We start from the raw sequence: 22,693 nt of genomic DNA, 5'->3' as shown, positions 1-22,693 counted from the left end.
AATTCTCCGCCCGTCAGGGATACAGCGCCTGACGTGTCGTTTCGAAAGGGGCGCGCATGGCCGGGCAAGGTCTGTTGCCAGGATATTTGATCGTGGGATCCGACGAACTCAAGAGCTCGCGTGCCGTCGAGCGTATGCGTGCTCGCCTGGGGAAGTCAGGCATGGTCGAGTTCAACCTCGATGAGCGCGATATGACCAAAGACCCGCAGGTCGACGATGTCGTCGCCTCCCTCAACACCTTTCCCATGGGGGCTGAGTTCCGATTGGTCATTCTGACCAACTGCGACAAGCTCCCTAAGGCGATGAGCGAGCCCCTTGTCGAGTATTTTGCCAATCCGTCCCCGACGACCGTGTGCCTGGTGGTGGCCACCACTCTTGCCAAGAACACGCGCTTGTATAAGGCGATCAAGAAGCTTGGCGATAAAGCGATTATCGACTGTGCGCCCAAAAAGACATGGGAGATGCCGCCCCAGGTGGTCAAGATGGCAGCAGCTCATGGGAAGGCGATGGGCCTTCCCGCCGCCGAGGTGCTGGTTGCGCGCTCGGGAGAGAACACCAGGATGCTTGACAACGAGCTCAAGAAGCTCGCGTCCATGGTCACAGGGTCCGAGATAACGCTTGCCGATATTGAGCGACACGTTATGCGGACCGCCGAGGTCAAGCCTTGGGAGTTCTTAAACGCCGTTGCCGCGCGAGATCTTGTGCGTTCGCTGGAGTTGCTCAAGCTCCAGCCGGCAAAGAGCGAGGTCAGGCTGTGGTCCTTGCTCGTCACACGTCTGCGCGAATTGATCATTGCGAAGTCCCTCGACACCCGAGGGCAGGGGAGCCAGCTTGCCACCACGTTGGGCGTCCAGGGTTGGCAGGTCAAGAACCACCTTTCATGGGCGCGACGCTGGCGCATGGACGAGCTGCTCGAGGCCTTGTCCCAGGCGATCGAGGTCGAGCTTGCGCTCAAGGGTTCGCGCGACAGCGAGCTGGCGTTGCGTATGTGGGTCATCTCCATGACCAGTCGGTAACTGCAGGGCTCGGGATGCCAAACTGGTCCGACGAGGTGTCGTTGCATGTGCGGTCATCGTCATGGGCAGTTGATAGGTTCGGACATGGGAAATGGCAAGTGGCCCCGGCGGCTCGCACGGATCGCATATGACCGTACGGGCTCGCATCTTACTTGTGAATTCCGCAAGTAACCTGCACAATTACGCAATGCGGCTTGCGCCGCGGCTGGACCGCGTGTAAAATACTCGCCCGTATGACCTCAACAACCGTGTCTCAGAGGCCGGATAGTAAGACCTTGTAAGTACCCGAAAGGAACCGAACCCGATGGCAAACATCAAGTCCCAGAAGAAGCGCATCCGCACCAACGAGATCGCTCGCGTCCGTAACAAGGCGATCCGCTCCGAGCTCAAGACCGTGATCAAGCACGTTAAGACCGCCGTCGAGGCTGGCGACAAGGCTGCTGCCCAGGCTGCTGCCACGACCGCCTACCGTAAGCTCGACAAGGCCGTTGCCAAGGGCGTTATCCACAAGAATCAGGCTGCCAACCGCAAGTCCGGCGTCCAGAACCTCGTGAACAGCCTCTAGGTCTTCGCGAACAATTCGCTTTGCGACGGGTCCCGTTCTCACGGGGCCCGTTTTTTGCCGCGACTCGCTTTCGGGACGTGCTGGCGCGTGTCGGGGCGGGGCTTGAGCTTCGGACACTCCTCACGCAGGGTTTGGTAGCACAACTCGACAAAACTTCATGAAATCGCGAAGTTTTGTCGAGTTGTGCTACCGTTTTCGACGGGGGTTTCGATTGAAAGGCGGGGCGCCCGCGTTCATTCAAGTTGAACGCGGGCGCCCCGATTGCGTGCCGTTAGACTCGCTGTGCCTGTTGGCTCGGATTAGCCGACTCCCGGCTCGCGCTACTTCAAGTTTCTGCCGAAGGCGTCGGCGGCCTTGATGGCCTCGATGAACCCCTCGGGCGAGAACGGGGCGGGATTCGCCTGCTTCCACTCGTTCGTGTTCTGGGCCAGCTCGGCGATGCGCTGCAGGTGGCTCTCGTCGAGGTCGAGCTCGGCAAGAGTGACGGGAAGACCGAGCTTCTTGTTGAAGGCGGCATAGCGCGCCAGCTGCTCGGTGTCGCCCGTGTAGGCGAACAGCACGAGCACGCCGAAGCTCACGACCTCTCCGTGCAGGTGCGTGCGCCCGGGGCGCTGCACGCCCGTCGTGGCGTTGTAGAAGGCGTGCGCAAGTGAGGAGTTATAGTAGAAGTCGGGCTGGTTGGTGAGGTTGGAGACATACCCCGTGTTGACCACGATGTCGAGCGCGATTTGGCGCACCGCTTCACTCGACTGGCCGACGCGGACGTCGGCCAAGCCCTGCTCGCCGTAGGCCATGAGGGGATCGGTGCAGGTGTGTGCGAGCGTGAGGCCCAGCGTGCCCGTGTGCGTGAGCTCGGCCTCGCTGGTGGCATATTCGACCTCGGGCTGTTTGGAGAGGGCGTCGCCGATGCCGGCCCAGAAATACTCCTCGGGTGCGGCGGCGATGATGGCGGGGTTGATGAAGATGTGCGCAGGCGCGTCGGGATAGGCGTATCCCTTGAGTGAGTGGTCGTCGTTGTAGACCACGGCGATGGCGGTGGCGCTCGAGCAGTTCGAGCAGATGGTCGGAACGGAGAAGACGGTCTTGTCGAGCTCCTTGGCAGCGGTCTTCACCGTGTCGATCGCCTTGCCCCCGCCGATCGCGAAGGCGATGTCGGCATCGCGAAATGCCCGATTCGCAACAAGCGCGTCGATGGCGGACTGGGTGGAATCGGTGCCGTAGACGATCTCGTCGAGGATTTGCACGTTTGCACTATCGAGTGCGGCGCGGATACCAGGCGCCGCAGCGGCGAGGGCGCGGCGTCCACCTACCAGGACGACGGTTTTTGCCTGGTAGGGGGCGAGTACCGCGGGGATCGCCTCGAAGCAATCCTCGCCAACCGTATAGCTGCTCATTTGAATGGTGCGCATGTGACCTCCTTGACGAGTTGTCGTTCGTGACATTCTAGGACGGTGTTCGCACGCGGCGCTCTGTATCGAAATCGGAAAAAGAGTGTTAACGTGAGATTTCCGTTCTGGGAAGAAAGGTGGCTGTCATGAAGGTCGCGGTGAGCGCCTGCCTGCTGGGCGAGAATTGCAAATACAGCGGGGGCAACAACCGCTGTGAGCGCCTGTTGGAGGTGCTACATGCCCGTCCTGATATCGAGGTGATCCCTGTGTGCCCCGAGGTGGCGGGCGGTCTGCCCACGCCTCGCCCACCTGCGGAGATCATGGGCGGTGAGGTTGTCAACAATCTTGGCGAAAGCGTGGATACCGCGTATCGGGCGGGCGTCGCCGCCGAGATGGCGCGGCTCGCGCCGGCGATCGAGACGGGGGAGCTTGCGGCAGCAGTTCTACAGTCCCGGAGTCCCAGTTGCGGCGTTCATCAAGTCTATGATGGCACCTTCACGGGGACGCTTATTCCGGGGCAAGGCCTGTTCGCCCAAGCGCTCGCGGCGGCGGGCGTGCGCTTGGTGGACGCATCCGATTTAGATGACGTACTCGATTAGATCATGAGAAGTAGAAGACCTCTTCGAATTTCTCATCAAGGGCGATGCGGAGGACGAGGGCGAGTTTGGCGGAGGGACCTGCGGGGCCTGCGGGGTAAAAATGTACGTAGTTCTGCATCTGAGCAAACGGCAACGGCGCTGAAAACCTGACAGCTTTACCACCGCCCATGCCTGCCTCTCCCAACCATCACTTTGTGTATTAAGGGGTGCCTATGAATTACGTTGTCATCATGTCTGCCTTTGCCTTGCTATGCGGTGTATTGAGCATGCTATTCTTTTCCGGTCGAGGAGCCAAGCTCATCGCCGGCTACAACACCTCGACACCCGAGCAGCGTGCTCGATATGACGAGCGGAAACTATGCAGAGCCATGGGGTTCATCATGGTTGGTGCGTTTTTCGCTCTCGGCACGATGGCACTTGCGGAGTTCGCTCGCACGCAAGGCTCGATAAGCCGTGATTCATCGGTTTGGGTTACGCTCATGGCGGTTTTCGCGATGGCTGTCGGAATCTTCTTTGGCATCAGGCACATGAACACCACCTGCCTCCGGCAATCGTAGTGGATTGTCCAGAGCGTTCCCGTACCGCTGCGTGTAATCGCTGAGTTAACGGATGCGCTTCCATCGCACGGGTCTCGCCACGTGCTATCATGTCGAGCCACAGGCGTTGATGGGGACGAGTAGGCCGGACCCGCACGGAAAAGAGAGCTTGGGGCGGTGGGATCCAAGTGCGTGCGACCAGTCGAAGATCACCCCGGAGCCGCGGCCCGAACGGCTGCCATCCATAGCGTTTTGCAAAACGACTACGTCCCCAATGGGGAGTGTCGTTTGCGGGGACGCGGGATGGTGCCCAGTAGGCGTCGCCGGGATGGCCGTCGTCACGGGCCAGCCGAGTACGAGGGGAGCGCATGTGCGCGAACCTTTGAGCTGGGTGGTATAGCGAAACGCACCGCGGGCCCTGCTTCCCGTATCTCATACGCGCTTCGTCCCAGCTTGAGCTAGGACGGGCGCTTTTTTCATGCGCCCATAACGAGAAGGGGGTATTCGTGGCAAACGAGTACAAGCAGACCATGAACCTGCCCAAGACCAAGTTCCCCATGCGGGCGGCCCTGGCGCAGCGCGAGCCGGAGCGCCTGAAGCGCTGGCAGGAGAACCATGTCTACGAGCTCATGCTCAAGAAGAACGAGGGCCACGAGAAATTCGTGCTCCACGACGGCCCTCCGTACGCCAATGGCCCCATCCACCTGGGCCACGCGATGAACAAGATCGCCAAGGACATGATCAACCGCTACAAGGCCATGCAGGGCTATGAGACCCCGTACGTTCCCGGCTGGGACTGCCATGGCCAGCCTATCGAGCACAAGGTCGAGGAGAAGCTCGGGACGGAGAAGTTCAACCAGACGAGCGTTGCCGAGATCCGCGAGCTGTGCAACCAGTTCGCTGTCGAGAACATCGACCTGCAGCGTGAGGGCTTCAAGCGCCTGGGCGTCCTGGGCGACTGGGACAACCCATATCTCACGCTCTACCACCAGCACGACGCCGCCGACATCGAGGCCTTCAAGGCCATGTTCGATAAGGGCATGGTCTATCGCGGCCATAAGCCGGTCCACTGGTGCAAGCACTGCCATACGGCCCTGGCCGAGGCCGAGATCGAGTACGGCGATGAGACGAGCCCGTCCATCTACGTGCGCTTCGAACTCACGACCAAGCCGGCGGGCCTCGAGTCCTTCGACGGCCCCGTTGACTTCGTGATCTGGACCACCACCCCCTGGACCATCCCGTCCGACCAGGCGGTCTCCCTCAAGCCCGAGGCGATCTACACCGCCATCGAGCACGATGGCCGCGCCGAGATCATGCTCAGGGACCTCGCCGAGAAGGTCTGCGGCATCGCCGGATGGGACGTCACCCCCGTGATGGTCGATGGCAAGCCCTATGAGGTCCCCGCCGAGGTCCTCGATCACCTGCACTACAAGCAGCCCGTCTTCGACGGCGTCGAGGGCGTGGCGCTCCTTGCCGACTACGTAGGCACCGAGGACGGTACTGGTATCGTCCACAACTCGCCCGGCCACGGCGTGGACGACTACTACGTCTGCATGAAGGAGGGCATGGACGTCTGCATGCCCGTCGACGACGACGGTCGCTTCTATAACGGCACCGAGTTCGGCACCGGCGGCCCGTTCTCCGGCATGGACACCGATGAGGCCAACCCGCATATCATCCAGTTCCTGCGCGACCGCGGCATGCTCGTGGCCGAGGTGAAGATCACCCACAGCTATCCGCACTGCTGGCGCTGCAAGAGCCCGGTTCTCTTCCGCGCCACCGACCAGTGGTTCGTCTCCATGGACAAGACCGGCCTGCGTGAGCAGGCGCTCGACCAGGTGCGCAACCACGTGTCCTGGTATCCCGAGCACGCTGTCAACCGCATCGGCGCCATGGTGGAGCAGCGTCCCGATTGGTGCATCTCCCGTCAGCGCAACTGGGGCGTGCCGATTCCCTCTTTCACCTGCGCCGACTGCGGCGAGAAGATCATGAACGACGACACGCTCGACGCGGTCATCGCGCTCTTCCACGAGAAGGGCTCCGACGCTTGGTTCACCGACGCACCCGAGTCCTACCTCGGCGACGCCTGCGTGTGCCCCAAGTGCGGCGGCCATCACCTCAAGGCCGATCGCGACATCCTCGACGTGTGGTGGGACTCCGGCGTGTCCTGGAAGGCCGTGTGCGAGTATCGTCCCGAGCTCAAGTACCCGGCGGACGTGTACCTCGAGGGTTCCGACCAGCACCGCGGCTGGTTCCAGTCCTCGCTGCTGACCTCCGTTGGCACCAACGGCGTCGCCCCCTACAAGGCCGTCATCTCCCAGGGCTTCACCCTGGACGGCCAGGGCCGCAAGATGTCCAAGTCGCTCGGCAACGTGATCGACCCCAACAAGATCTGCGACGAGATGGGCGCCGACATCATCCGCCTGTGGGTCGCCTCCGTGGACACCTCCACCGACGTCGCCTGCGACCACGAGATCCTCGCCCGCACCTCCGACGCGTACCGCCGCTTCCGCAACACCCTGCGCTTCCTGCTGTCCGTGCTCGAGGGCCAGTTCGAGCCCGCGACCGACGGCGTGGCCTTCGACGAGCTCATGCCGCTCGACAAGCTCATGCTCGCCCGCCTCACCCAGGTGCAGGCCGAGGTCGACGAGGCCTACGCCGGTTATGAGTTCAACCGCGCGTACCGCACGCTGTACGATTTCGTCGTCACCGAGCTCTCCAACGTCTACCTCGACGCGCTGAAGGGCCGCCTGTACTGCGAGAAGCCGGGCAGCCACGAGATGCGCAGCGCGCAGACCGTCGTGGCCGAGCTGCTCTCCATGCTCATGCGCGACCTGCAGCCCATCCTGTCCTACACGGTCGACGAGGCCATGGAGTTCGCTCCGGCCGGTTGCCGAGACAACCAGGAGTTCGCGGCCCTGCTCGATTGGTACAAGAGCCCCATCACGCTCGAGCAGGCCAACGAGTTCGCCGGCGTCCTCGAGGCGTCGCTCGAGCTGCGAGGCGTGGTCACCAAGGCCATCGAGGAGGCTCGTTCCGCGGGAACCTTCACCAAGAGCCAGCAGGTCCGCGTGAAGGCGACCGCCCCGGCCGAGGCCTATGCGCTGCTCACCGGCGACAAGGCTGTCGACCTCGCCGAGTTCTACATCGTCTCCGAGGTGGAGCTGGCCGAGGGTGCGGCGTTCACCGCCCAGATCGAGGCCGCCCATGGTGAGGCGTGCGACCGCTGCTGGAACTACCGTACCTCTACGGGCGTCCACGGCGAGCACGAGCACATCTGCGACCGCTGCTTTGAGGCGCTGAGCTAAAGGCGCTGAGCTAAGCTCAGCGCATGACGCTGCGCGGCGGCCAGGCACGCCACCTTGCCCTTCAATCGTCGGGCGCCGCACGCTAGGCGTGCGCCCTCCTCTTTCAGGGCAATCTGGCGCACCTGGCCGTCGCTCGCTGATGTGCATGCCCACATCAAGGATCGCGTGCCATTGGGGACGTGCCCCTTTGGCACGCGGCATGACCTTCTACATCAAGGATGTTCACTTCGGAGTTTGGGGATTCCTTTGGCCGAGAAGCCGGATACAAAAACCTTTGAGCCGTCGCTTGGATGGCGCGCGTGCGTGGCGCTCGTCGCCGCCGTCACGGTGTTCGCGCTCGATTACATCTCCAAGGTGTTCGTTAAGAACACGCTCATGCTGACGGGGGAGAGCGTATCCGTCATCCCAGGGATCTTGAGCTTTCGTTTCGTCGCGAACATCGGTGCCGCGTTCAGCATGGGCGAGGGCATGGGTATGCTGTTCGCCTTCTTTGCCGCAGTCGTCATCGTTTCCATCGCCTTGTACCTTGGTCACGTGAGGAAGGTGTCGAAGGTGGAGACCTTCGGGCTCGGCCTTGTTGCGGGGGGCGCGATTGGCAATGCCCTCGATCGCCTGGTTCTCGGCTACGTGGTCGACTTCATCGCCAGCGACTTCATCGATTTCCCCGTGTTCAACGTTGCAGATATCGGCATTTGCGTTGGCGTCTTCCTCGCGTTCGTGGGCTTCATGTTCCTGTCTCCCGCCGCCCAAGTCGATGCGGGTGCCGAGCTCGACGCACGTGACGCCCGTGCCGCCGCCCGTCGCGCCAAACGCCGCGGCGAGCGCGCCCGCGCGGTGCGTGAGCGCCAGGAGTGCGACAAGCCGGAAGGGGAGGGACGCTAATGCCCGCCGACCTTCACCTGCTCGTTCCCGTCGAAGCTGCGGGCGAGCGCCTCGATGCGTATCTGGGCGCGCAGGATGCGTGCCCCTCACGCTCTGCCTGCGCGAAGCTCGTTGAGGCGGGTGCCGTGGCCATCAACGGCGAAACGTGCCTCTCCAAAAAGCAGCAAGTTGCTGAGGGTGACCGCATCTCCATCGAGCTTCCCGAGGTCCGCGAACCGGGAGCCATCATTCCACAGGCCATTCCCCTCGACATTCGCTACGAGGACGACTACCTCATCGTCCTCTCCAAGCAGCGCGGTTTGGTGTGCCATCCGGCGCACGGCCACGAGGATGGCACGCTGGCGAACGCCCTTGCGTACCATTGCGGCCTTGATCACCTGGGCACGGTGCAGGGGGAGGACCGACCAGGCATCGTGCACCGCCTCGACCGCGACACCTCGGGCCTCATGCTCGCCGCCAAGGACGATGACACGCAGCGCGCCCTGCAGAACCTCATCCGCACGCGTACGCTCGACCGTCGCTATATCACGCTCGTCCACGGCGAGATCGTCATGGACGAGGGGACCATCAACACGGGTATTGCGCGCTCCACACGCGATCGCGTGAAGATGGCCGTCTCCGATGATCCTTTTGCACGTCAGGCCATTACGACGTTTAAGGTGCTTGAGCGCTTTGAGCCCGCGCGGGGCGACGAGGGCTATACGCTCGTCGAATGTCACCTCTACACGGGGCGTACGCACCAGATTCGCGTGCACATGCGCCACATCCACCATCCGCTCGTAGGCGACCCGCTGTACGGTAAGGGCAATGAGCGCATGAACCTCTACCTCGACCGTCAATTTCTGCACTCATGGAGCGTCTCGTTCGTGCATCCGGTGACCGGTGAGGTCGTGAGTTGCAAGGATGAGCTTCCTTGGGACCTCGCGGCGGCTTTGGATGAGCTGCACGACCGCTCGCTCGGACGCACGGAGGCGGGGGAGCAGATCATTCCACGCCTCGGCCTCCTCGAGGATTGAGCCCTCTCGATTGGAGATTGCGTGCCCGGGCGCAGACTGTCGTACACTGAGACGTACGAAACAATCGCGACCCGGGAGGCGTTTTGACACCTATCGTCGCCTTCAACAGCATCGTTGGCTTCCTATTCACCTGGTGCTTTCTGTACCAGGTCGTTTTCTTCTTCATCGGACTTCTGCGGGGCCAGGTGAAGATCCCCGCCGCCAAGAAGCAGCATCGCTATGCGTTCTTCATCGCCGCCCATAACGAGGAAGCGGTGATCGCCAACCTCGTCAAGTCGATTAAAGACCAGGACTATCCTTCCGAACTGATCGACATCTTCGTGGTGGCGGACGCGTGCACCGACAACACCGCCCAAGCGGCGCGTGATGCCGGTGCCATCGTCTACGAGCGCAACGACCTCTCCCGCAAGGGAAAGAGCTGGGTCATGGACTACGGGTTCGACCGCATCCTCAAAGAGTATCCCGGCAAGCACGAGGCGTTTTTCATCTTCGACGCCGACAATCTGCTCGCACGTGACTACGTCACCGTCATGAACGACGCCTTCGACCAGGGGTATTTGGCGCTCACGAGCTATCGCAACTCAAAGAATTTCGGTAGCTCCTGGATCAGCGCGGCCTACGCCACCTGGTTCATGCGCGAGGCGCGCTATCTCAACAACGCGCGTATGATCTGCGGCACCTCGTGCGCCGTCTCCGGCTCGGGCTACCTCGTTTCGGCCAAGATCATCCAGGGCATGCACGGCTGGGACTTCCACACACTCACTGAGGATATCCAGTTCGCTACCTTCTGCGCCATCCACGGTGTTCGCATCGGCTATGCCCCGGCCGAATTCTTCGATGAGCAGCCCGTCACGCTCAAGGCCTCCATCAAACAGCGCATGCGCTGGACCAAAGGCTTCTATCAGGTGCTTTTCACCTACGGCCGCCACATGCTCACGTCCATCACCAAGTTTCGCCGCTTTGCCGCCTACGACATGCTCATGGTCATCGGTCCTGCCATGCTGTTGACTCTGCTCTGCCTCATGGTCAACACCACCTTCATCGTGGTCGGTAGCCTGAGCCACGGGTTCTTGGCAACCGACTCCGAGATCGAGATGGCAATCGGTTCGGTAATCATGATTTTTGCTTATATGTACGGCACGTTCTTTGTCATGGGGCTCTTCACTACTATCACCGAGTGGAAGCACATCCATTGTCCGCAGCGCTGGCGCATCTTCGCCAACTTGTTTACCTTCCCGCTGTTTATGTTCACGTATGTCCCGCTCACCGTGGCGGCGCTGTTCCTTAAGGTCGACTGGGTTCCCACGCCGCATGACGTGAGCGTGACGCTCGACGAGGTGCTCGACGGGGCCAAATAGGTTTTACGCGTCGTAGCCGTTTTCGGACATGAGCTCGTTCCAGAGTTCTTCTTCGAACTGGTCGAGCTCATCGCGATGCTCGTTCTCAAAGCGTTTCCAACCGTTCACATAGCCATCGCTCGGCAGCTCATCATATGCGTAGGACGAATTGATGGCCGTTCCGACCACCCCGAACATGAGGAGTGCGAACGCGATTGCCAGCAATGAGATGATCCCCAACGTCACTGCGGCAAGGACATAGGCGAAGTTTGACGAGTTCGTCTGAGGCGCGGTCGAAGCGCTCGCGCTTTCGATCACTCGCTGGCCGTCAATGGACTCTATGACGTCGGCGTCCGCCGCCTGTGGACCGGTCATTTGGGGTTCGGGTTTGGTGCTGTAGTCGAACGTGGGCGTTTCCATAGGTCTCCCGTGAAAGGTCGAGTTCATTGTCGCCATTATACCCGCGTTGGCGTGGCGGCGGGCGAGTGTCGAGGTGGTATACATGGTACAGGCGGGCAATTTGATGGAGGGGGTTTCGTCTAGGGGCCTCGCTGCAGGTGCGTTGACGCTGCTCGTGTGCGTCCTGTTGGTTGCGGCTGCGGTGGTCGATGCGCGTGAGCGGAGGTTTCCCACCGTGCTCGGAGTGGGCTTGGCACTTGCGTGCGCGGCCTTGAGCTTGGCTACGGGAGGCCTGCTGCGACTCATGTGGTGCGCGCTGGTATCCGCCCTCACGAGTGCGGTGATCGTCGCATTCGAGTTGTGGTGGCGCCGTTGGCACAAGGGACGCGCGGGCCTTGGCATGGGGGACGTCAAGTTCCTCGCCGCGCTTTCGCTTTGGAGGCCCCTCGAAGCCCTCGCGGCGTTTGGAGGCGGCTTGGTGTTGCTTGCCTTGACCGGCTTGTTTGCACGGCGCGTCTCGTTGCCGCTACTGCCCTTCGTAGTAACTTTGTTGTTGGTGATGATCGTTGCCGTTCGTATGGGTTAGCCGTCCGGCTGCGAATGCGAATCGATGTATGTCCGCACGCCGTGCGATGATTGGTCTCGATCAACGATGACAGGAGGAGATGGAACATGACGAACGTACAGCAACAGAAGACAAATGATGTGAATCCCCGTATGACTGTCGATGCCTCAGAGTCAACGAGTGATCTCACGCATCGCCTACTCGCCATGCCCGACCAATTGAGCGCCGAGCTGGTCGAGCGTATGGAGGAGGATCGTGCTGCAGGATGGATCAATCCTTATCGCGCCGCCGACGATGCGGCGATTCGCCGCGAGCCGCGCGCAGGTGACGCCGGTAGCATCTGGCGTCCGTCGTACGTGCGTGATGCCGAGAAGATCATGCATCTGCCCGCCTACAGCCGCCTCAACGGCAAGACGCAGGTGTTCAGCTTCCGCAGCAACGACGATCTCTCGCGCCGTGGCCTCCACGTGCAGCTGGTGGCGCGCATTGCGCGGGACATCGGGCGCGCGCTCGGTCTCAATTGTGACCTCATCGAGGCGATCGGTTTGGGGCACGATCTGGGGCACACGCCCTTTGGCCATGCGGGGGAGGCGCGCCTCAACGACATCACCACCGCCCGCACCGGCCGCTCGTTTTTCCACAACGTCCATTCGGTCCGGGTGCTCGACAAGCTCTACGGTCGCAACCTGTCGCTGCAGACGCTCGATGGCGTGCTGTGCCATAACGGCGAGTACGAGCAGCGCGTCTTCGAGCTCTCGGGCATGGAATCGTTCGAGCAGTTCGACCACGTGGTGGGGGAGTGCTACACCCACGACTTCGACTACGTCAAGACGCTGCGCCCCATGACGCTCGAGGCTTGCGTGGTGCGCATCTCGGATATCATCGCCTATGTGGGGCGCGACCGTCAGGACGCCATCGAGGCGGGTTTACTCTCGGAAGACGCGTTTGAAGACGGTTTAGGTGGTCGATACAATTCCTGGATTCTCACGCGCGCCTCGATCGACATCGTCGAGCACAGTTACGGTAAGGACCGCATCGAGATGAGCGAGGAGCTGTTCTGCGAGATCCGCCGCGCGAAGCGTGAGAATTACGAAAAGATCTATCACTCGGCTGGCATCGAGGAGCAGGAGGCGGCGACGATGGCGCGCGCATTCAGCCTCATGTACGAGCATTTCCTAGGCGACCTTAAGGCACATGACGAGCAGAGCTATATCTTCCGCCACCACATCGCGCGCATCGACAAGGCTCTGTCGTACTACGGGCGCACGTACGAGTGGGAGCGTGATCTTGACCAGACGGTCGTCGATTATATCGCGAGCATGACAGATGGATACTTTACCGAGCTTGCGTGCACGTTGTTCCCGGAGCTCAAGTTCCCCCAGCGCACGTACATCAACGAACGCTAATACGAACAGGTGTTTGAATCTATCATTCCATTTGCTAGAATCACATGCGATGGCGAATCGACGGAACGGATTCATGGATACCCTTTTCAGCAGCTCCGAGCGGAGCAAACAGCTCAAGAACGCACCCTTGGCGGTGCGCATGCGTCCCAACACGCTTGACGATTACGTGGGTCAACGGAAGGCGGTGGGGCCTGGTTCGTGGCTGCGCAGCGCCATCGAACATGACGTGTTTTCGAGCGTGATCCTCTATGGACCTGCCGGTACGGGTAAAACCACCCTGGCCCACATCATCGCCGCACACACGAAGAGTGAGTTCGTCGAGGTTTCGGCGGTGACGGGTACGGTCAAGGACCTGCGTCGCGAGATCGAGGAGGCCAAGCACCGCCTCATGATGTTCGACCGCCGTACTATTCTGTTTATCGATGAGATCCATCGGTTCTCCCGCTCCCAGCAGGATGCTCTGCTCCATGCGGTGGAGAACCGCACCGTGGTCATGATCGGCGCCACCACCGAGAATCCGTATTTCGAGGTCAACTCCGCGTTGCTCTCGCGCAGTCGTGTGGTCGAACTGACGCACCTGAGCGACGCGGACGTTGAGCAATTGGTGCGCCGTGCTCTTGGGGCCCCAGAGGGCTTGGCGGGCAGGTACACGGCGAGTGATGAGGTCATCAAGGCGATCTGCACGCTTGCCGCGGGCGACGGGCGCAGCTCGCTCACCACGCTTGAGCTCGCAAGCGAGATTGCGCTTACGCGTCCGGCAGACCCGGCGGAGGACGTTCGCGCCGAGGGAGCTCCCATCGAGATCACACTCGAGGACGTCAAGCAGGCGAACCCCAGGCGCGGGCTCTCCTATGATAAGTCTGGCGACATGCACTACGACATCATCTCCGCGTTTATCAAATCGATGCGGGGCAGTGATCCCGATGCCGCGGTGTACTGGCTCGCCCGCATGATCGACGCGGGGGAGGACCCCAAGTTCATCGCGCGTCGCATCATGATCCAGGCAAGCGAGGATATCGGGAACGCCGACCCTACAGCCTTGCTGGTCGCCGAGGCCGCATTCAAGTCCGCTGAGGTGATCGGTTATCCCGAATGCCGCATCAATCTGGCGCAGGCGGCCATCTACAACGCACTGGCTCCCAAGAGCAACGCCGCCGAAGCCGCCATAGACGCCGCCCTCGAAGACGTGCGCTCGAGTGGTCAGCGCGAAGTCCCCAACCACTTGCGCGACCGCCATCGCCCGGGTTCAGACGAATATGGAGAGTACAAGTATCCACACGACTACCCAGAGGGCTGGGTACCGCAGCGGTATCTCCCTGAGGGTCTCGAGCCCGGCGCCTTCTGGCACCCCAGCGGCCGAGGTTGGGAACAATGGCGCGCCGAGACCCGCCCTAGATAACCGCTGTGGTTCACAACTCTTTCAAAGTGTGCGCCATGCCTGTCATCTCGCTTCCCCCGTGCGCGGGCGGCGATCATTTTGTAGATTCCGCACGCAAAGAAGCGTCCAGTGGACGCTTCGTCTTGCGCAGGACTTGACCGAGCAAAATGATCGCCGCCCGCGCACGGGAGAAGCGAGATGGTTGAATTGGACGCGAACGGGTATCATCAATCTATCTGTGACGAGACAACTACGGAGGCATTCATGGATCCCATCCAGATCGTCCTTATCGTTTTGGCGCTCGCCGGCGCTTGGGCCGTCGTCGAGTTGGCCCTCATGCTGCGTCGTACACGCGGCGTGGTCGATTCGCTCGATAAGACCGTCGAGCAGATCAACAGCACCATCGAGGAGGCGCGTCCTGTGGTCGCCAAGCTCGATGGTGTGGTCGACGAACTGCAGCCGGCTGTGTCCCAGATCGAACCCCTGCTCAAGCAGGCCACGGTCGCGACTGAGGCACTCTCGGCAGACCTTATCGAGGTCAACGGTGTACTTCGTGACGTCTCCGCGGTAAGCGGTGCCGCCAGCAGCGCGTCGAGTGCCGTGACCGGTTTTGCTGACGCCGCGAGTGAGAAGGTTCACAAGCTGTTTGCCAAGCCGCGTAAGACTGAGTCCATGCCCGCACCCCGCACCTTCGGCGACACAGCGGCTGCCCCGGCAGCAGAGACGCCCGGCTCGTTCGACCATGCCTCGGGGGAGACAGAGCCCATTGAGGCAGATGAGCCCCGTCAGTACTTCACCTACACCCCCGCCGAGGAGTCCGACCATGAGTAATCCCACGCGTGTCGCCCTTACCGTTGCTTGCGAGCCGCATCTCGCGCGCATCGTGCGCATGACCGCCGCGAACGTGGCGACGCTTTCCGCCATGTCGGTCGAGCGCGTCGAAGACATGCGCATGGCTGCGGAGGAGGCATTCATCTACGCTTGCGGAACGACGCCGGGTGAGGAGCTAGTCATCGACTTCGATGTCGATGAGCGTCATGTCGCCATGACGTTCCAGTTGTCCGCAACGGCGTTCGCAGTGCCCTCTGAGGAGGACCCGACCGCCGTGTACGCCGATCTCATCTTGGGCTCGGTCTGCGATGTCTACGAAAAGCACGAGGCGCCCGCTCGCTTGGTGCTCGACGTGAAGGCGGACGTCGATGCCATCTAAAACCTCGGGTAAAAGCGCCTGGGACAAGGAGAAGATGCGCGAGCTCTTCCGCCGCTTCAAAGAAGAGGGCGATATGGATGCTCGCGAGAAACTCGTGATGTCCCATCTGAATCTCGTGCGCTTCATCGCCAATAAGTTCAAGAATCGCGGAGAGCCTCTCGATGACCTCGTGCAGGTCGGGTATCTGGGCTTGCTCAAGGCTATCGACCGCTTCGATCCGAGTCGCGGCCTCGAGTTCACCACGTTCGCCACGCCCACCATCATGGGCGAGATTAAGCGGCATTTCCGTGACAAGGGTTGGAGCGTCCGTGTGCCTAGGCGCCTGCAAGAGCTCTCGGCAAAGGTCAACCAGGCCACCGATACCCTTACCTCCAAGCTTCAGCGTTCGCCGACTATCGCCGAGATTGCGGAGTATCTGGACGCCTCCGTCGACGAGGTGCTCGAGGCCATGGAATCTTCTTCCGCGTATAGCTCTGTTTCGCTTGAGGCGCCTTCGGGCATGGAGGATGACGACACCCCCTCGGTCATCGACCGATATGCCACGGAGGATGAAGACCTCGCCTTCACCGATGATCGCATCATCATCGAGGAGGCACTTGCGAGCTTCTCGCCGCGTGAGCGCGAGGTCATTGAGATGCGCTTCCTGCAGGGGATGACGCAGATTGAAATTGCCGAGAAGCTCGGCATCTCCCAAGTGCAGGTGAGCCGTCTGCTCAGGCGTACGCTCAAGAAGATCCAAGACAAAATCGACCCCGACGGGTCCATGGCCGGCTAGGTCCGGTTGGTGAGAGGAACTATGAAGCACGATACTTCGCACGCAGAGCGTGTGGCCCGCATCACGTTTTTCAACATCTGGATCGTCATCGGCGTCATCATCATCGCCTCCGTCGCGCTGAACCTGATCGGCTCGCTTTCGAGTGTGCTGCTCTTCCTCTCCGTCGGTTGCCTCTCGGCATTCGTCGCCTCGCCCATCGTCAATTGGCTCGAGCGCCACCGTGTCCCCCGTGGTGCGGGTGCCCTGATAGGCCTCATCGTTGTCATGGTCGGCTTGATTCTACTCTTTGCGCTCGTGATCCCCATGGTTACCGGGCAGCTCATCGACCTCCTGCGCGATGCTCCTTCCAAATTCTCCGCCCTCGGTGCGTGGGTGGTGCGCATGGAGAGCAAGTACGCCGTGGTCGAGCATTTGAATGACATCGTTCAGCTCGATTCGATCTTCACCGCCGCGCAGGACATCGTCAACCAGGCGCTTTCGGGCCTGCTCGCGGCTGTGCGCGATGGCATCGTTCCCATGGTGAACAACATCGCCTCGACGGTCTTCATCGTGTTCCTCGGCTTCGTCCTCGCGTTCTGGCTTGCGTGCGATTACCCCCGCATCAACGAGGAAATCTGTCGCGTGCTGCCCGAGGGCAAAGCCGACGACTATCGCCTCATGGTTGCGGTGGTCAGTCGTTCGGTGGGGGGCTACCTGCGCTCGACGGTCATTAACTCCGTCATCCAGGGCTTCCTCGCCTTCGTGGGATTTACGATCGTGGGCCATCCGTACGCGGGCGCCATGGGTGTTCTTTCGGGCGTGTTAAACATCATTCCCGTGGTCGGCCCCTCCATATCCGCGGCGTTGGCGTCTCTGATCGCACTTGTGTACAGCCCCATCATGGCGCTGTGGACGATGGTCATGGCTATGCTCTCCCAAAACATCACGGACAACGTGATCGCGCCCAAGATCAACCAGTCCACGATGCAGGTGCATCCGGTTTTGTCGCTCACGGCGCTCGTTGTTGGATCGACTTTCGGTGGAGCCGCGGGAATGATCGTCGCGTTGCCGCTCGTTGCGGTCATCAAATCGCTCTTCATCTTCTATTTCGAGACGCGCACCGGCGAGCAGATCGTTTCCTACGAGGGTGCGCTCTTCCGTGGAGCCCCCTTCCGTGATGCACAGGGCAACCCGGTTCCTGCTTTTGACGCGCTGGGAGACGACAGTTTCGTAGCCGACTCGCAGATCATCGACGAGAGCTCGGTTCCCGAGGCGGAGGCCATGCCCAAGCCCGAGCTCGAGAACCCGTGGGCAAAGCTCATCGACTTCGAGAACCCTTTCACCTCGCACGAGCACGATGTGGGTGCCAAGAAACCCGAGGAAACCGACACAACTGATGACGGCCGTTAACGTATACTAGACGGGTTGGAAACTGTCCCGGTGATCGGGACCTCATTTAACCCAGGGAGTTTACGCATGGCCGCCGACTATCCCACCATGAAGACCGCCGAGATCCGCTCGGCCTACCTCAACTTTTTCGAGAGCAAGGGCTGCAAGCTTTATCCGAGCTCCTCACTCGTTCCCGATGACCCGTCCCTGCTGCTCGCCAACGCCGGTATGAACCAGTTCAAGGAGTTCTACCAGGGCAAAAAGGTCATGAAGGAGATCGGTGCGTGCTCGTGCCAGAAGTGCGTGCGCACGAATGACATCGACATCATCGGTGCCGACGGGCGCCACGCCTCCTTCTTCGAGATGCTCGGCAACTTCGCCTTTGGCGGCGTGACCAAGGAGCAGGCATGCACGTGGGCATACGAGCTCATCACTGAGGTCTTCAAGCTGCCCAAGGACCGTCTGTACTTCACGGTCTTCACCGAGGACGATGAGACCGAGTCCGTATGGCGCTCACTCGGCGTGCCTGCCGACCACATCACCCGTCTGGGGGAGGACGACAACTTTTGGGCGGCCGGCCCCACCGGTCCGTGCGGTCCGTGCTCCGAGATTTACTTCGACCTTGGCGAGGAGGTGGGCTGTGGATGCCCGGACTGCGCGCCCGGCTGCGACTGCGATCGCTTCCTCGAGTTCTGGAACCTCGTGTTCACCCAGTTCGATCGCCGGGAGGACGGCTCCATGCCCGAGCTGCCCCACCGCAATCTCGATACCGGCATGGGCCTCGAGCGCATGGCCGCCATCATGCAGCACAAGAGCTCCTTCTTCGACGGCGACGTCATGCAGAGCCTCATCAAGTTGGGCGAGGAGATCTCCGGCAAGACCTACGTCGACGACGACTACACCGGCGCCTCCCGTTCCTTACGCATCATTGCCGACCACGCCCGTTCGGTGAACTTCCTCATCTCCGATGGCGTGCTTCCCGGCAACGAGGGCCGTGGCTACGTGCTGCGCCGCCTGCTGCGTCGCGCCGTGTTCCACGGGCGACTGTTGGGCATTGAGGACGCGTTCCTGGGCCGTTTCATCGACGCGGTGAATGATGTGATGGGCGACGCCTATCCGAGCCTGCTCGAGAACGTTGGCCTGGTCAAGGGTATCGTCGAGGCGGAGGAGGAGCGTTTCTCCACCACCCTCAACAACGGCCGCGCTTATCTCGATGAGCAGCTCGCGGCACTCGCGGATGGCGAGCAGCTTCCCGGCTCCGCCGCATTTATGCTGCACGACACGTTCGGGTTCCCGATCGACCTCACCGTCGAGATCGCCGAGGGCGCCGGCCATGCGGTCGATATCGAGGGCTTTAATGCCGAGATGGCCGAGCAGAAGGCCCGCGCCCGCGCCGCCGCCAAGGGTGACGCCTGGGGTTCCTTCAACGACGTGTGGACCGAGCTTGCAGACCAGTTGCCCGCCACCGAGTTCGTGGGCTACGACAACGAGAGCATCGAGGGCGCGAAGGTCCTCGCTATCGTCGTGAACGGCGAGCGTGTCGAGCGCGCCGAGAACGTCGCGGAGGCTGCCGTCGTGCTCGATCGCACCCCTCTGTACGCCGAGATGGGCGGCCAGATGGGTGACCACGGCCTTATCGACACCGTCGACGCCCAGTTCTTCGTCAATAACACTATCGCCAAGGGCGGTCTGTACGTCCATGAGGGCAAGCTCATCGGCGCGCTTTCGCAGGGTGACACCGTCTTTGTCGGTTACGACCTCGCCCGCCGCGGTCTGCTCCGTCGCAACCACACCGCCACCCACCTGCTCGACGCCGCCTTGAAGGAGGTCCTGGGCGACCACGTCAACCAGGCCGGTTCGCTGGTGTCTCCCGAGGGCCTGCGCTTTGACTTCACGCACTTCGAGGCCATGACCACTGAGCAGGTCCGCGCGGTGGAAGACCTGGTCAACGAGCAGATCTTTGCCGCCAAGCCCGTGGTGACCACCGTCATGGGCATTGAGGAGGCCAAGGCCTCCGGCGCCGTGGCGCTTTTTGGTGAGAAGTACGGCGACGTGGTTCGCGTCGTGTCCGTGGGCGTCGAGGATGAGCCCTTCTCCCGCGAGCTGTGCGGCGGCACCCACGTTGCCAACACGGCGGAGCTCGGATTGTTCAAGATCGTCTCCGAGTCCTCCACCGGTTCCAATGTCCGTCGTATCGAGGCTGTGACCAGCACCGGCGCCATCACGTATCTCGAGGAGCGCGCTGCGCTGGCCGAGTCGGCCGCCGCTGGCCTCAAGTGCCGTGTTGAGGAGGTTCCCACGCGCATCGCTGTGCTCCAGTCCGAGCTGCGCGAGGTCAACCAGAAGCTCAAACGCGCGCTCACCGGCGGTGGCTCCGATGCCATTTCCGCGGCGATCGAAAACGCCGCCGACATGGGTTCGTACAAGCTCGTGACCGCCGAGCTCACGGGGCTCGAGGCGGCGGACCTGCGCAATGTGTGGGACACCGTGCGCGGCAAGATCGCCGGCCCGGTCGCCTGCGTGCTCGCCACGGTTACCGAGAAGGGTACGCCCGCGCTACTGGCCGCCGCGACCGATGACGCCGCCGCCGCTGGTTTCCACGCGGGTAACGTCATCAAGCAGATCGTGCCGCTCGTCGATGGCCGTGGTGGCGGTAAGCCCACCATGGCGCAGGCTGGCGGCAAGAATGCCGCGGGCATCGCTGCTGCTCTCGAGGCCGCGAGCGATGCGCTGAACGCGTAACCGAGGCGTCCAGAGGTGGTTGCACTCGCGCTCGATATTGGCGGCACGCGTACCGGTATCGCGGTCTCCGACCGCACCGGGCGCGTCGCCATGCCGCTCAAGGTCCTCCCTGCTTCCGAGGTTGAGAATATGGCGCGCACCTTTCGCATGATCATTGAGGACCATGAGCCCGATGTCATCGTCTGCGGACTGCCCCAGACGATGGCGGGGGAGGAAGGCCCGCAGGCAGAGCATATCCGTGCGATCGCCGAACGCGTATCGCGTGCCTGCGACCTTCCCCTCGAGTTCATCGACGAGCGCCTTTCCTCGAGCGAGGCCAAGCGCGTTTTGCGTGAGCAGGGTTTGAGCGAAAAACAGATGCGCGGTAAGGTAGATATGATCTCGGCTTCGCTGTTCCTGCAGGCGTGGCTCGACTCTCAGAGACGAAAGGAAGACCGTGGCTGATTACTCCGGTTCCCATCGCCCCGGCGACACGTCCCGTCCGGCGGGCAAGCGATTCCGCACCAATGGGTCTGCCCCCGCTTCGTCTGCCTCGAGTCGTACCGCCGCGCCGCGTCCAGCGGGCACTCGTTTCTCGCAGAACACCTCGCGTCCCGCTTCCGCCCAGCCCTCCCGCACTGGTGTTCAGCCTGTATACAGCCGTAGTGGCGATTCGCATAAGAAGGGCTCTCCGATTCCGGTGATCGTCGGCGTCCTCATCGCCATCGCCGTCGTCGCAGGTGCTGCCATCTTTATCTTCCCTCGTCTGTTTAGCGGATCCGATCAAACCGTTGAGGCGGGCCAGCAGGTCACTATCACCATTCCCGATGGTGCCTCTGGCGATACCATAGCCTCCATCCTTTCCGAGAACCACATTATCGAGGATCCCTCGGAGTACTATGCCGCCGTCAAGAAGCTGAATGCCGAGATGTCGCTCAAGCCCGGCGATTACCAGTTCGAGACGCTGCAGGATCCCGTCGAAGTGGTCGAGCAGCTCGTCGAGGGCCCGAATGCCAGTGGCGCCAAGCTCACGGTGCCCGAGGGCAGGACTGTCGGGCAGACGGCGCAGCTCGTTGAGGAGACCTATGGCATCTCTGCCGATGACTTCCTTGCCCAGGCAAAGGCGAGCGCTTACGTTTCGGATTATCCCTTCTTGTCTGAGGCAGCCGACGATTCCCTTGAGGGCTTCCTTTATCCAAAGACGTATACCTTCTCGGGCACTCCCACGGCCGATCAAATTATTCGCGCCATGCTCGACCAGTATCAGACGGATGTGGTCGACGCGCTCGACTTCACGGCCGCCCGCATCGCTATCAACGAGCGCTATGGGCTCGACCTCAGCGATTATGAATTGCTCGTCCTCGCTTCCGTGGTTGAGCGTGAGGGATTGAACGCCAGCCAGCGCGCGCATGTTGCCTCCGTCTTCCTCAACCGCATGAGCGGGAAGGGTGATTTTGCGGGTCGCCCGTACCTGCAAAGTGACGCCACGCTCATGTATGTGACGGGCGGCGCCGTCACGGCCGATGACATCCAGAGCATCGACAGCCCGTATAACTCTTATAAGAACGCGGGACTTCCCCCCACGCCCATCTGCGCGCCGTCGGTCGAGGCGATTCAGGCTACCTTGAACCCGACCGATTCAAATGACCTCTACTTTTACATCACGCAGGACGAGGAGTATTTCTCCGAGACCTACGATGAGCACATGCAGTCTTGGGAGTAGGCAATGAGCTGGTTTTCCCCTGCACGCTATGTTTCGAGCGTTGAGCGCATCGACCTCGACGCCCTTTGGGCGTCCGGCAAACGCGCCATTCTACTCGATCGCGATAATACGCTCGTCCCGCGTGACCGCAAGGACGCGCCCGCCAGCGTGGCGGCGTGGCTCGACCATGCGCGTGAGCTCGGCTTCGAGCTCATCATGGTGTCCAACAACTGGCACAAGAGTCATGTCTCGCGCTCGGCGCGCGAGCTCAAGATGGATTACATCTCCTTCGCGTGCAAGCCGCTGCCCTATGCGATCACGGCGGGTATGCGCCGTTTGGGCGCGAAGCCGGAGGAGGCCGTCATGATCGGCGACCAGCTCTACACCGATGTGTGGGGCGGAAACTTCGCCGGTATCGACACTATTCTGGTCAAGCCACAGACAACCGTCGACCTGTGGTACACGCAGATTTTCCGCATCTTCGAGCGCCGCGCCCTGCGTCACGTGGCCTGCGAGGAGTAG

General features: G+C 61.7%; 21 protein-coding genes. 19 read left to right on the top strand and 2 right to left on the bottom strand.

The genetic code is table 11. The features are described from left to right. Positions 1 to 56: 56 nt before the first annotated feature. Both holA and rpsT read left to right on the top strand, forming a co-directional pair. The gene (holA, locus tag ACX9NZ_RS04795; protein ID WP_407495441.1) at positions 57 to 1,016 is read left to right on the top strand and encodes a DNA polymerase III subunit delta; all 960 of its coding nucleotides are present in this window, start codon (positions 57 to 59) and stop codon (positions 1,014 to 1,016) included. A 304-nt stretch (positions 1,017 to 1,320) separates the two neighbouring features. Next, positions 1,321 to 1,581 (top strand): 30S ribosomal protein S20, encoded by a 261-nt coding sequence (rpsT, locus tag ACX9NZ_RS04790; RefSeq protein WP_118653683.1) that lies wholly within the window; start codon positions 1,321 to 1,323, stop codon positions 1,579 to 1,581. Between the two features lie 320 nt (positions 1,582 to 1,901). Here the strand turns inward: rpsT and ACX9NZ_RS04785 are convergent, their stop codons facing one another. Next, entirely contained in the window at positions 1,902 to 2,990 is a 1,089-nt protein-coding gene (locus tag ACX9NZ_RS04785) for an iron-containing alcohol dehydrogenase family protein (protein WP_317440433.1), read from the bottom strand. Positions 2,991 to 3,115: 125 nt separating this feature from the next. On the opposite strand from ACX9NZ_RS04785, the gene ACX9NZ_RS04780 reads away from it, so the two are divergent. The 6 genes from ACX9NZ_RS04780 (at position 3,116) to ACX9NZ_RS04755 (ending at position 10,668) form a co-directional block, all read left to right on the top strand. Continuing rightward, positions 3,116 to 3,568, top strand: coding sequence for a 2-thiouracil desulfurase family protein (locus ACX9NZ_RS04780; RefSeq protein WP_118653681.1), 453 nt, complete (start codon positions 3,116 to 3,118; stop codon positions 3,566 to 3,568). A 212-nt stretch (positions 3,569 to 3,780) separates the two neighbouring features. Beyond that, positions 3,781 to 4,125, top strand: coding sequence for a DUF3784 domain-containing protein (locus ACX9NZ_RS04775; protein ID WP_407496832.1), 345 nt, complete (start codon positions 3,781 to 3,783; stop codon positions 4,123 to 4,125). Between the two features lie 485 nt (positions 4,126 to 4,610). Continuing rightward, on the top strand, positions 4,611 to 7,412 hold the full coding sequence (gene ileS / locus ACX9NZ_RS04770; RefSeq protein ID WP_407496834.1) for an isoleucine--tRNA ligase: 2,802 nt from the start codon (positions 4,611 to 4,613) through the stop codon (positions 7,410 to 7,412). A gap of 246 nt (positions 7,413 to 7,658) precedes the next feature. Beyond that, entirely contained in the window at positions 7,659 to 8,294 is a 636-nt protein-coding gene (gene lspA, locus ACX9NZ_RS04765) for a signal peptidase II (protein WP_118653678.1), read from the top strand. Further along, positions 8,294 to 9,310, top strand: a complete 1,017-nt coding sequence (locus ACX9NZ_RS04760; RefSeq protein ID WP_118653677.1) for an RluA family pseudouridine synthase — start codon at positions 8,294 to 8,296, stop codon at positions 9,308 to 9,310. Before lspA ends, ACX9NZ_RS04760 begins: the two co-directional genes overlap by 1 nt. Positions 9,311 to 9,393: 83 nt before the next feature. Further along, entirely contained in the window at positions 9,394 to 10,668 is a 1,275-nt protein-coding gene (locus ACX9NZ_RS04755) for a glycosyltransferase family 2 protein (RefSeq protein WP_118653676.1), read from the top strand. Positions 10,669 to 10,671: 3 nt separating this feature from the next. Here ACX9NZ_RS04755 and ACX9NZ_RS04750 read toward each other — a convergent pair whose 3' ends face one another. Further along, positions 10,672 to 11,067 carry a hypothetical protein gene (locus ACX9NZ_RS04750; protein WP_407496837.1) on the bottom strand — a complete coding sequence of 132 codons (396 nt, stop codon included), beginning with the start codon at positions 11,065 to 11,067 and terminating at the stop codon, positions 10,672 to 10,674. Between the two features lie 82 nt (positions 11,068 to 11,149). Here ACX9NZ_RS04750 and ACX9NZ_RS04745 point away from each other — a divergent pair, with 82 nt between their 5' ends. The 11 genes from ACX9NZ_RS04745 to ACX9NZ_RS04695 all read left to right on the top strand — a co-directional run bounded on the left by ACX9NZ_RS04745 (position 11,150) and on the right by ACX9NZ_RS04695 (position 22,693). Then, positions 11,150 to 11,632: a prepilin peptidase gene (locus ACX9NZ_RS04745; protein ID WP_407496839.1), complete on the top strand. Its 483-nt coding sequence runs from the start codon at positions 11,150 to 11,152 to the stop codon at positions 11,630 to 11,632. A gap of 131 nt (positions 11,633 to 11,763) precedes the next feature. Next, positions 11,764 to 13,017, top strand: coding sequence for a deoxyguanosinetriphosphate triphosphohydrolase family protein (locus ACX9NZ_RS04740; RefSeq protein WP_118653749.1), 1,254 nt, complete (start codon positions 11,764 to 11,766; stop codon positions 13,015 to 13,017). A 73-nt stretch (positions 13,018 to 13,090) separates the two neighbouring features. Beyond that, positions 13,091 to 14,416 carry a replication-associated recombination protein A gene (locus tag ACX9NZ_RS04735; RefSeq protein WP_302742704.1) on the top strand — a complete coding sequence of 442 codons (1,326 nt, stop codon included), beginning with the start codon at positions 13,091 to 13,093 and terminating at the stop codon, positions 14,414 to 14,416. A 243-nt stretch (positions 14,417 to 14,659) separates the two neighbouring features. After that, positions 14,660 to 15,226, top strand: coding sequence for a hypothetical protein (locus ACX9NZ_RS04730; protein WP_118653672.1), 567 nt, complete (start codon positions 14,660 to 14,662; stop codon positions 15,224 to 15,226). Beyond that, positions 15,219 to 15,605 (top strand): ATP-binding protein, encoded by a 387-nt coding sequence (locus ACX9NZ_RS04725; RefSeq protein WP_407496842.1) that lies wholly within the window; start codon positions 15,219 to 15,221, stop codon positions 15,603 to 15,605. The genes ACX9NZ_RS04730 and ACX9NZ_RS04725 overlap by 8 nt, the downstream gene beginning before the upstream one ends. Beyond that, positions 15,595 to 16,380: an RNA polymerase sigma factor SigF gene (locus ACX9NZ_RS04720; protein ID WP_407496844.1), complete on the top strand. Its 786-nt coding sequence runs from the start codon at positions 15,595 to 15,597 to the stop codon at positions 16,378 to 16,380. The genes ACX9NZ_RS04725 and ACX9NZ_RS04720 overlap by 11 nt, the downstream gene beginning before the upstream one ends. Positions 16,381 to 16,401: 21 nt before the next feature. Beyond that, entirely contained in the window at positions 16,402 to 17,769 is a 1,368-nt protein-coding gene (locus ACX9NZ_RS04715; RefSeq protein WP_294123721.1) for an AI-2E family transporter, read from the top strand. 66 nt (positions 17,770 to 17,835) lie between these two features. Beyond that, positions 17,836 to 20,490, top strand: a complete 2,655-nt coding sequence (gene alaS, locus ACX9NZ_RS04710) for an alanine--tRNA ligase (protein ID WP_407496846.1) — start codon at positions 17,836 to 17,838, stop codon at positions 20,488 to 20,490. 15 nt (positions 20,491 to 20,505) lie between these two features. Next, a complete protein-coding gene (ruvX, locus tag ACX9NZ_RS04705) occupies positions 20,506 to 20,934 on the top strand; it encodes a Holliday junction resolvase RuvX (RefSeq protein WP_407496848.1) in 429 nt (142 codons plus the stop codon). After that, positions 20,927 to 22,192, top strand: coding sequence for an endolytic transglycosylase MltG (mltG, locus tag ACX9NZ_RS04700; protein WP_407496850.1), 1,266 nt, complete (start codon positions 20,927 to 20,929; stop codon positions 22,190 to 22,192). The genes ruvX and mltG overlap by 8 nt, the downstream gene beginning before the upstream one ends. A gap of 3 nt (positions 22,193 to 22,195) precedes the next feature. Continuing rightward, complete coding sequence (locus tag ACX9NZ_RS04695) at positions 22,196 to 22,693, top strand: YqeG family HAD IIIA-type phosphatase (RefSeq protein WP_118653665.1); 498 nt, start codon at positions 22,196 to 22,198, stop codon at positions 22,691 to 22,693.

Source organism: Collinsella sp. BM28, assembly GCF_054551995.1.
The sequence above is the reverse complement of the archived record's forward strand: the minus strand, read 5'-3'. Positions and strand labels throughout refer to the sequence as shown.

Bases quoted from the DNA above. Each gene is read 5' to 3' on its own strand.
- holA (WP_407495441.1), top strand. From the start codon at position 57: ATGGCCGGGCAAGGTCTGTTGCCAGGATATTTGATCGTGGGATCCGAC.
- rpsT (WP_118653683.1), top strand. From the start codon at position 1,321: ATGGCAAACATCAAGTCCCAGAAGAAGCGCATCCGCACCAACGAGATC.
- ACX9NZ_RS04785 (WP_317440433.1), bottom strand. From the start codon at position 2,990: ATGCGCACCATTCAAATGAGCAGCTATACGGTTGGCGAGGATTGCTTC.
- ACX9NZ_RS04780 (WP_118653681.1), top strand. From the start codon at position 3,116: ATGAAGGTCGCGGTGAGCGCCTGCCTGCTGGGCGAGAATTGCAAATAC.
- ACX9NZ_RS04775 (WP_407496832.1), top strand. From the start codon at position 3,781: ATGAATTACGTTGTCATCATGTCTGCCTTTGCCTTGCTATGCGGTGTA.
- ACX9NZ_RS04760 (WP_118653677.1), top strand. From the start codon at position 8,294: ATGCCCGCCGACCTTCACCTGCTCGTTCCCGTCGAAGCTGCGGGCGAG.
- ACX9NZ_RS04750 (WP_407496837.1), bottom strand. From the start codon at position 11,067: ATGGAAACGCCCACGTTCGACTACAGCACCAAACCCGAACCCCAAATG.
- ACX9NZ_RS04745 (WP_407496839.1), top strand. From the start codon at position 11,150: ATGGTACAGGCGGGCAATTTGATGGAGGGGGTTTCGTCTAGGGGCCTC.
- ACX9NZ_RS04740 (WP_118653749.1), top strand. From the start codon at position 11,764: ATGACTGTCGATGCCTCAGAGTCAACGAGTGATCTCACGCATCGCCTA.
- ACX9NZ_RS04735 (WP_302742704.1), top strand. From the start codon at position 13,091: ATGGATACCCTTTTCAGCAGCTCCGAGCGGAGCAAACAGCTCAAGAAC.
- ACX9NZ_RS04730 (WP_118653672.1), top strand. From the start codon at position 14,660: ATGGATCCCATCCAGATCGTCCTTATCGTTTTGGCGCTCGCCGGCGCT.
- ACX9NZ_RS04725 (WP_407496842.1), top strand. From the start codon at position 15,219: ATGAGTAATCCCACGCGTGTCGCCCTTACCGTTGCTTGCGAGCCGCAT.
- ACX9NZ_RS04720 (WP_407496844.1), top strand. From the start codon at position 15,595: ATGCCATCTAAAACCTCGGGTAAAAGCGCCTGGGACAAGGAGAAGATG.
- ACX9NZ_RS04715 (WP_294123721.1), top strand. From the start codon at position 16,402: ATGAAGCACGATACTTCGCACGCAGAGCGTGTGGCCCGCATCACGTTT.
- alaS (WP_407496846.1), top strand. From the start codon at position 17,836: ATGGCCGCCGACTATCCCACCATGAAGACCGCCGAGATCCGCTCGGCC.
- ACX9NZ_RS04695 (WP_118653665.1), top strand. From the start codon at position 22,196: ATGAGCTGGTTTTCCCCTGCACGCTATGTTTCGAGCGTTGAGCGCATC.